Genomic DNA, 10,296 nt, shown 5'->3' with positions numbered 1-10,296 from the left:
TGCATAGAAAAGAAATACGCTGTTTTGACAGTTTTATTTTAAAACTGATAGCGTATTCCTCCTGAAAAGTTTGCACCACTTATACCAGTTTTCTGAAGCTTTTGTTGATAACTGACATCACCATGAAGGGAGAAATTGTGAGACAGTTGCGCATTAATGCCAACGCCACCTTCAATTGCAGGTCCCATAGGATCAAGGTCAAAATCTCTGCCAATCTGGATGGTACCATTATCACCAAAGGTTTTGATCAAGTTTACTTTTCCATAGAAAGACATCGGACGGTTGTTTTCAGTGGAAATGGTTTTTGTCAAACGTCCACCAACACGGATCAACCATTGAGAAGGATTGTTCATATCAACGGTAAAATTATCAGCATCTTCAATGGTATTAAACATCAAATGTTGATAGGCAATTTGTGCTTGCGGCTCAAATGTTAAACTTTCCATTCCGGTTGCAAACTCTTTGCCAAAAGTGGTGGAGATACTCAACATTTTGGCATTTTGCAATTTTGCGGTTTTGCCAATGATAGCATTGCCGATATCTCCTTTTAGAATTCCATAGGATAACAGTGTATCCATATAGAAACCATTGTTATGCTGCACGCTGCCATAAGCTGTTAGTGACCATTTATCCAATGTGCTCTTACTTACATCATCCATATCCTTTGGAGTGAAAGACAGCCGCCCATAGGTGCCTACAAGACCGAAATGTGTTGTGGTATTTTGTCCTTCTAATGCTGCGAATGTAACACCGGCTTGTAGAGCAGCATAGCGGATATCAGCACCATAACCATATTTGAGAGGTCCGCGTTCAGAAGATAAGGTTCCTGTGTTTCCGTAAGTATAGAGGAAGAAACCGGTTTGTTTTTCTTCTTCTTTTCCTAAGACAGATGTTCTGATATTGGCTAAGAGTGCGTTTTGTTTAGCCATATCTGTTAATCCACTATAGAAGAGAGCATTTGGCATGACCAAATAGCTTGCTGTTTGTGCTACAGGGACGATCACACTTGGACCAGAACCAGAATCCGTTTCAAGAATTTCTTTATGTAAGCGGAAATCCCAGAAATTTTCATTCTTTTCATCAAAGAGGCTTTGTGCAACATCGGCTGTACCGTGGCTTGACTCTGGTCCATAGGCCGTTAGCGTATATTTATAAGGCAAACGATTTCTTGTGGTATAGCCATTCTCGAGTTTGAAAGAGTCTTCTTGTGCTTTTCCAGATACTTGAATGAGCGAGAGGCCACCTATATTGGAAGGATCAGCAGCATTTACTACACTACTTTCATCTCCTGAATCGCTTTTGATATAAACTGTTGTGGAGCCTGAGACATCACCGTGGATCAGAAGTCTATCGGTTTTTTGATCGGCACTTTTTACGCCATCACTCCAAGCAATGTTGAAGTAAATCTTTGCATCACCCGTTGCGTTGTAGACTTCTTGCGTATCTGGTTTACCAGATCCTATATGCAATGTGTGATAATGATCTTCTGTTGGTCCATTAAAGATAATAGAACTATTGTTGAGATTAAGCGTGGAAATATCAGAACGAGATCTTTGAGCGATATCAAGCAGATTGCCATCAGCATTGAGTTCTGTTGCGCTGGTTTTTACGATCCATTGTGTCTTGTTTTTTAGATCAAAACGTACATTTCTGTCTTTAGAAATATTTGCTCTGCCTTCTAAAGTTGAATGATCAGCGCTTAATGTGAAGGTGCCGTTGGAGATCGCTTTAACCTCTTTATTGTTCCAATAATTGTCATTTTTCCAAGATTTTGGATCTTCGAAAAGACCATCTCCTAACAATACATCAGCATGGATTTCTGAATTTTTGAGATTGACTGTACCGATTGACAAACCTGGAATATCTTCCATGTTTGTGTTAGTAAAAGCTCCAACAAAAATTCCAGTACCATTTTCAGCGTGAACATCTGCATTGGTTAAATTGATTTCACTGCTTTTACGTTTTTGTGGATCATCTGGATAATCTAGATCAGGATTAGAGAGAGCTATAAATTGCAAACCAGCAACTCCTGCTATCATAGAAGTATTCACGACATCAATATGTCCGTTAAATGCCGCCCATAGTGCAACTTTTTTTGCTTCTATTTTATTTTTTATTGTATTCTCTGCTGCTCCAATATAACCATTCGTCATCTTAATTGTGCTATTATTTTCTGCGGTGAGACCAACATCAAAATTTTGAATGATTGTTTTACCATTTAACTTAATTAAACTATCAGTTTCTGCAACGTTTACACCAACGGTCATTGTTTTACTTTCACCACCGGTTATAATTAAATCTCCGCTAATGATTTGACTTCCACCGTCTGCATAAAACCCTTCATCAACATTTTGAATGGTTGTTTTGCCCATTAACCTAACTTCACTACCAGAGTCCGATGTCCATATACCAGTGCGTTCGTTGTCGGGGCCGTCAAGTGCTTCACCACCGATTATTGTTAAATCTTTGCTGGTGATTTTACCACCGTCAACTGCTCTAAGGCCGCCCAAAGTATTGTTAATTATTGTATCACCATGCAATTGAATTGTGCTGTCATTGCCACTTACAAATGCACCGTTTCCTTTTCCCTCTGTTTTTAGAGCAACATCTGTGGCATCAATATGCCCTCCGTTGATTGCGAATAACGCTGTTTCGCTCGCGGCTACGGATCCTCCCATCATTATGATCTTAGATCCTGAACCGTCTGCAAGGAGTCCTCCGCCATCAGATGATGTAATGTTAGCATTGTTTTTTAAGATAATCGTACTGCTGGCTTCGGCGCTTCCTCCTACATCACGTCCACTAAATGATCCTCCTGAGACCGTTATTGTTGAGTGATCATTTGCAACTATACTGGCGGCTGCCTGAGTCACTTCTACATTATTTAAAACAACGGTACTTTTGTCTGCTTTTATTCCAAAGTTTAGTAGCGCATCGTCTTTACTATTCGATATCTTCACACCTTCTAGCTTGTTTTCACCGCTGTTACTGTTTAAGAAGCTGGCACCAACTAGAGAAGTTTTAATGGTTCCTCCAGTCATGTTTATTGCGCCACCATCGTTTGTTGTAAGTCCAATTTCACTATTACTAATCGTTGTTCCTTCAAGCAATTCAACTACACTGCCTTCGCCATTAGAAAATACACCAGACGATATATCTTCGTCATCTACAGATACATCTGTAACATTTAGAGACACATTTGTGACCGTAATATGTCCACCATTTTCAGCAACCAATGCATTACCTTTCCCCGTGACGGTTCCTCCCGTCATGCTGATGGTGGAGTTTGAACTATTTGCATAGAGTCCAACGTTATCAGATGATGTAATGTTTGCATTGTTGGTTAAAGTGATGGCGCTGCCGTTTTGAGCAGATATTGTTGTATTTCGTGCATGAAATGATCCTCCTGAGGCTGTTATTGTCGAGTGATCATCTGCAACTAAGGCATTGGTTGCTTGCATGACGGTTACATCTTTTAAAGTGACGATACTGTTTTGGTCTGCTATTACTCCCAAGCTCAGTGGCGCATCGTCTTTACCACTTGATATCGTCACACCTTCTAGTCTGTTTTCATTGCTGCTGCTTGAGAAGACAGCACCAACTAGAGAAGTTTTAATGGTTCCTCCAGTCATTTTTATTGCGCCACCATCGTTTGTTGTAAGTCCAATTTCACTATCACTAATCGTTGCCCCTTCAAGCAATTCAACTACACTGCCTTTGCCATTAGAAAATACACCAGATGACTTATCGCTATCATTTGTTTTTAGGGTTACATCTGCAACAGTAATATGGCCACCATTTTCAGCAACCAATGCATTACCTTTCCCCGTGACGGTTCCTCCCGTCATGCTGATGGAGGAGTTTGAACTGTTTGCATAGAGTCCAACGTTATCAGATGATGTAATGTTTGCATTGTTGGTTAAAGTGATGGCGCTGCCGTTTTGAGCAGATATTGTTGTATTTTGTGCATGAAATGATCCTCCCGAGATTGTTATTGTCGAATCATGATCTGCAAATATACCGGCTGCTGCTTGAGTCACTGTTACATCTTTTAAAGTGGCGGTACTTTTATCTGCTTTTATTCCAAAGTTCAGTGGCGCATCGTCTTTACCACTCGATATTGTCACATTTTCTAGTTTGTTTTCACGACTGTTACTGTTTAAGAATCCAGCACCAGCTGCAGAAGCTGTAATGGTTCCCCCAATCATCTTGATTGCGCCATCATTTTGTACTGCAAGCCCGATTGCACTACCACTAATTGTTGTCTTTCCAAGCAATTCAATTACACTATTTGCGCCATTAGAAAATACACCAGATGACTTATCGCTATCATTTGTTTTTAGGGTAACATCTGTAACAGTAATATGGCCACCATCTTCAGCAGCTAAAGTATTCCCTTTTCCCGTGACGTTTCCTTCTATCATTGTGATGGAGGAGTTTGAACCTTTTGCATAGAATCCAACATCACCAGATGATGTAATTTTTGCACCATTTGTTAAAGTGATAGCGCTGCCGTTTTGAGCAGATATTGTTGCACCTTTTGCATCAAATAATCCTCCCGAGATTGTTATTGTCGAATCATGATCTGCAAATATACCGGCAGCTGCTTGAATCACTGTTACATCTTTTAAAGTGACGGTACTTTTATCTGCTTTTATTCCAAAGTTCAGTGGCGCATCGTCTTTACCACTCGATATTGTCACATTTTCTAGTTTGTTTTCACGGCTGTTACTGTTTAAGAATCCAGCACCAGCTTTGGAAGCTGTAATGGTTCCCCCAGTCATCTTGATTACACCACCGTTTTGTGCTTGAAGCCCGACGGCACTATCACTAATCGTTGTCTTTCCAAGTAATTCAATCATGCTACCAAGGTCATCAGAAGCTACACCAAATCCATCACCATTTGTTTTTAGGGTGACATCTGTAACAGTAATATGGCCACCGTATGTTGTCGTTACTGCTTCCTCTTTCGCTGTGATGCTCCCTCCTGTCATTTCGATTATGGACTTTGAGCCTTCCGCATAGAGTCCAGCATCATTATATGATGTAATTTTTGCACCGCCAGTTAAAGTGATGTTGCCGTCGTTTTGAGCAAATATTGCTGCTTTTTCTGCATCAAATGATCCTCCTAAAACTTTTACTGTGGAATCATATGCATCTATGGCAGTTTGTGCTTGCGTCACTGTTACATTATTTAAAGTGACATTACTGTTAGTTGCCTTGATTCCATTGATTAGTGGCGCATCATCTTTCCCACTTGATGTCACTACATCTTTCAGTTCGTTTTCTTTGCTTTTGCTATCCAAAAAGAAAGCACCAACTTTGGACGCTGTAATGCTTCCCCCAGTCATTGCGATTGCGCCACTTTCTTGTGTTTTCAACCCGATTGTAGCATCTTTGATCTTTGTATCAGACAATTCAATCACACTGTTTTCACCTTGAGACAAGGCGCCGAATCCACTCTCAATTTTAGTACCCTTATTAGATGCAGGATTATCCCCTTCTGTAGTAGGTGCACTTGTGGTATCTCCCTTTGCTGTTAGAGTACCACCCGTGACTTTAATATGACCACCGTCGTTTGTATACAATGCTGCGTCTTTTCCAGTTACGCTTCCTCCAGTCATTTTTATGGTGGTATTTTCATCATCGGCATGGAGTCCGTTACCATTAGATGAGGTAATGTTAGTACCGCCATCTACAGTAATGGTGGTGCCGCCCATAGCATATACGCCATCCATTTTACCCTCGAATGATCCTCCGGATACTATAACTTGAGAAACGTCATCCGCAAGTATACCAGTTTCTGCTTGCTTAACTGTTACATTTTCTAAAGTAATTAAACTTTCGTTGTTTATTTCTATTCCAAGGAGTGATGATGCTTCATTTTTATTATCTGATATCACTACATTTTGCAGTATACTTCTACTATTCTTACTACCATCAATATAAACGCCAGTTTGAGAAGCTGTAATGTTCCCCCCGGTCAGGTTGATGTTAGCGCCGTCTTTTACAGAAATACCGAAACGAACATCAGAATCAGTGCCTTGAATATTTAAGCCATTTAATTCAAGCGCACTGTTAGCACCTTCAACTGTTACAACATATTTATCGCTACCTGTGTCTGTATTTGTGTTTTCATTTCCAGTTACAGTTACAGTACTGCCGGTGATTTTTCCTTTGTCTTTTACATAAATAGTCTCGTACGTTTTTCCGGATATATCTTTTTCTTCGTTGGTAACGCCAAGAGTTGCAGCATGTGCAGTGAACTGGATGTTGAATAGGATGATAGCAGCCGCAGCCGTGCATGATAAAAGGGATGTTTTATACACCAGTATTCTCCTTATGAGAGCCCCCAAATATTCATTTCCCCGCAAACTTCATAAGAAGAAGTGAAAATGGATAGTTGTTATTAATTTCGATAATTTTCTTTATTTGGTAAGACATTTTTGGTTTTTTGTCAAAATTAAAAAATAAATACTATTAAATTTGTATGAATTTATATTTAACACACAATGTGCTTGTAATGATTTATATTATATAATTAAATTTATTGTAAATCTACATTATAGAAATTATAACTATTATTATTATACTTTACATAATTTATATTATTTTTTATAAAGTAATAATAGTATTTTCTGTAGTATTTCTGCATTTTTATAGCTTATCAAAGTGAATGATGACGGTAATACTATAACACTGTTGCTAGCACTTTTGATTATTTATACCTTATTTATCATAATATTATAATATAATTGATCTTGATATCCAAAGGAGTTGGGCACTCTAGTATAAGAATATATTTTTTCTCCTGTTGGGGATATTTTAATAGTATACGACTAAGTTTTTATAAGCTGTTGATGTATCGATGACATTTGAAAGAGCCAGAGCCCAAGCTTATAAATCTTAATCAATTAAAGTTCTTGAAGTTGAAGGCTTGAAATCAACAGTGCTTTTATATCATCAAAGTGCACCTTCATTGAAGGATCATTGCTTTCGTTATTTCGAATTTTTGACATATTTTTGACAATAAAATCTAAAAAAATTGTCTCTGAGGAATTTTTTAATATAAAAAATATGTAACGTTTTTATGGTGATAGGTTTATGAGATATAAAGTTGAATTGGTAATCACCGTGATTGCTTTTACTCTCTCTGGTTGTTTTAATCTTGATTCTGAAAAAATAAAAAGAGACAAGAGGCTTCATCATGATGCATTCATGGATTGGTCTATGAAAGAAAAGTCTCTTACAAAAAATTATACTGCTATCATTATGGCTGATCCGCAACCGTGGCGTTTAAACTCTGGTGATGCCAATGGAATATCAAACAGAGAGCCATGGTTAAAGATAAATGAGCAGGTTGCTGGTGTGATAAAAGCGCACAAGGCTGCATTCCATATTGTCAATGGTGATCTGACGGAGTTTGGACAACAAAAAAACTATGATGATTATGAAAATGTTTATAAAACTCTTGGAGCACCTGTCTATGAGGGGCTAGGGAATCACGATTATGCCAATAATGTTGGTAATTGTACAAATCCTCAAGAATTCAGTTTTTACAAAGATGCTTGTGCTATAAGTGCAGTTTCAAGAATGGTATCGGAAATCAAAAAATACCGTAGTCAATTATCGCATTTCAATGCAGATGTTACTGAAAGCTTGGTTCCCATTTCGGGTGGAAATATTCGCTCGATAAGGGGGAGTTTGAGTTATTCTTAGGATTATGGAGATGTTCACTATGTGCAGCTTCACAATTATCCAAGCTATACGGTTGGTTTGAAGGGGCAGTCTACAGAAGTGCAAATCAATAAATCTTTAGATTGGCTTAGGAACGATTTAGCTGCTGCTGATGCAAGAGGTAAAGTGACAATCATTAATTTTCATGATGCGCGTGCTGCTTCCATTGATGGTGAATCCTTTTTTATTCGTAAAAAGAATGCTAAAGATTTGTCGGTCTTTAAGTCAATTATTACCTCTCATAATGTTAAAGCAATCTTCGTGGGTCACACGCATTATCAGTCTTATTGCCGTGCGAAAAATGATAAGGTTTTTGGAAATATCCCTATATATACAGCTGGTGCGCTTTTTAATGGAGATTATTACCTCTTAGATGTGAAAGGCAAGACCATTCACGTTAAAGCCTATAATGGAGAAATAGGAAAACCGCTTTTAATTAAAGATCTTGGTGTTATAGGGAAAGACACCAAATTTTCGGCAAGTTGCAGTAAGTTATAATAGGATTTGTTTCTTTGTCTTAAAGCATGAGGGAAAAAACGTATTATATGTGCGGACTTGAAGAGCAGTAGGAGTGTCTAAATGTTACTTAGAAATAGAGTGAAAAATCAGACATCTTTTTTATATCTTTTTCAAAGCTGTTAAGATTTCAGGTTATACGCTATAAGTGCAATGGTTTAATGTGAACTGAGCTTTAATACAAAGCAGAATAATGGTTTGTTATTCTATTTTTTCTTGCATCTTTGAAGAAAGGGGAGTTTGTCAAGGGTGTGTTCATAATTTGCTAGCACTTGTTGTCCAGAATTATCAAGAAGGCTGTTTCTATTAGTTTGTTGCGGTATAATTATCAAGTTATGCCCTTTGTTAGAGTTTATAATATCTACTCATGGGCAACTCTTTTCTTTTTCATAAGAAAAGCTTTTTATTTTGATCAATTTTTTACTTATAATCTTCAAACAATTGATGTTTTGTGATGCTGTATAATTTCTCTTGATTAACCGTATGAACTTTTAGTTGTATTACAATTTTATCTTCTTCTTTTATACGTAAGTAAATCGTTACAATAATATGATACAAATATTGGAGTCTGTTTATAGCTGTTATGGTCTCATGCAATTATCCTTAGATGACTCTCACGTGTCTTGGCAGTTTTATCTTTGCTTTGAGAGAGGTGTAAAAAGAGGATTTTAAGAAGTTCCAGTTTAGAAAGAGTTTTTTTGTCCGCGAAAAGCTCTCTGATGCTGCCAAGGCTGGTATGGAACAAGCTGGGGAAGATTTAGCAAGTTGGATTGTCGATGGTTTTATGGGCACCATCTCACAACTGACAGATTTTTGTAAATCTTTGCCCCATCGCATGAAGGGGTGGATTGGGTCGATTGATGTTAAGAGAGTTTTTGCCAAGTTTTTTGGGGGGCAAAACACCAATCCAGCCCATAGCACAATTTGCGGGGGCGGGGCGTGCAAATTCCCCTTTCACAGAAGCAAAAGGCAAAGAGCGCTCCACCATCACACACAATCAAAATGTCACGGTGCATGTCAATGGCGCCCGTGATCCTGTTGTCACTGGTCGTGCGGTTGCCCATGCCATTCAACGGGCACGCGCTAATGCCCTGCATGGCGGGACAGAATGATACGGGTTACAGAATAAGGGAAAAGACGGCGTGCTGGAAAGAACACAATGAGGGGAGGGATGAAGTGCTAGGAGGGCGCAATGGTAGGAGAGATGCAATGATACGTTTCGAAAGAGATGACGTGCTGGAAGGGGTACAATCAATGGGAGGGAGCCTATGAGAGATCCTTTGATGATGTTAGGTCCGCATCAATTTTATGTGGACTGGCTGAATTTCCAATCTTTTGAAGAAGAGCTTTCTGCCTCATGGGTTTGTATGGAGCGTTTTGGCAGGTCCCCCAGTTTGCAATTTACCGGCTATGGCAATGATCCCAAAACCATTCATGGGGTTTGGTTTCCAGAAGAATTTGGGGACCGAGTAGCGATAGATGCCATCACTACAACTATTCGAAGAGCAAAGCCGGTCCAGATGCTTCATTGGATCAATGATACCACCTATAGTGTCCTTCTCCATGGACCCGTGGTGATCACCAGTATCACAAAAGACCATGACTATATCAGTCGTTCTGGTCAATCCCAACGCATCCGCTATTCCATTACGCTCTTGCCCTTTTTAAATGGTGGAAAACCACAAGGACAATACCAAGAGGGACAATATCAAATGGGGTATTACCAAGAGGAACCTACCCCATGAAGATACCCAAAAAGCGCGTTATTGTAGAGTTAGAGGATATGAGTCTTGATCTTATCTGCTTTCACCATACCATGGCTGTGTTAGGAGACCGGAGGCAAGCTGGTTTACTCAAAGGCTATTTAGAAGCCACACTGGAAGCTAATCCAGAGATTGCCAAATATGGTGTGTTTTTACCACGGGGCTTAAAGGTCATTCTGCCTGAATTTGTGTTTTCTAATCCCCAAAGCATGGTGAAGCGGTTATGGGATTAATGCGTACACACCCTTTTATTGCGGTCAAGGTGGGAGACAAACCTGTT

The 10,296-nt window shown here is 39.0% G+C and carries 4 protein-coding genes and 1 pseudogene; 4 read left to right on the top strand and 1 reads right to left on the bottom strand.

Features of this window, described 5'->3' with window-relative positions; genetic code table 11:
- Window positions 1-38 precede the first annotated feature (38 nt).
- Complete coding sequence (locus ACFILA_RS10030) at window positions 39-6,329, bottom strand: autotransporter outer membrane beta-barrel domain-containing protein (protein WP_404977456.1); 6,291 nt, start codon at window positions 6,327-6,329, stop codon at window positions 39-41.
- A gap of 775 nt (window positions 6,330-7,104) precedes the next feature.
- Between ACFILA_RS10030 and ACFILA_RS07180 the strand changes: the two are divergent.
- The 4 genes and pseudogenes from ACFILA_RS07180 to ACFILA_RS07165 all read left to right on the top strand — a co-directional run bounded on the left by ACFILA_RS07180 (window position 7,105) and on the right by ACFILA_RS07165 (window position 10,249).
- A pseudogene (locus ACFILA_RS07180) lies at window positions 7,105-8,235 on the top strand (metallophosphoesterase).
- 866 nt (window positions 8,236-9,101) lie between these two features.
- Window positions 9,102-9,365, top strand: coding sequence for a hypothetical protein (locus ACFILA_RS07175; protein ID WP_375660892.1), 264 nt, complete (start codon window positions 9,102-9,104; stop codon window positions 9,363-9,365).
- Window positions 9,366-9,521: 156 nt separating this feature from the next.
- Complete coding sequence (locus ACFILA_RS07170; RefSeq protein ID WP_375660891.1) at window positions 9,522-9,998, top strand: phage tail protein; 477 nt, start codon at window positions 9,522-9,524, stop codon at window positions 9,996-9,998.
- Window positions 9,995-10,249 (top strand): tail protein X, encoded by a 255-nt coding sequence (locus ACFILA_RS07165; protein ID WP_375660890.1) that lies wholly within the window; start codon window positions 9,995-9,997, stop codon window positions 10,247-10,249. The genes ACFILA_RS07170 and ACFILA_RS07165 overlap by 4 nt, the downstream gene beginning before the upstream one ends.
- The last annotated feature ends 47 nt before the right edge of the window (window positions 10,250-10,296 follow it).

Source organism: Bartonella sp. CL71SXKL, assembly GCF_042194935.1.
Classification (GTDB): domain Bacteria; phylum Pseudomonadota; class Alphaproteobacteria; order Rhizobiales; family Rhizobiaceae; genus Bartonella.
Note: the sequence above shows the minus strand (reverse complement) of the source record. Positions and strands in the feature narration are given on the sequence as shown.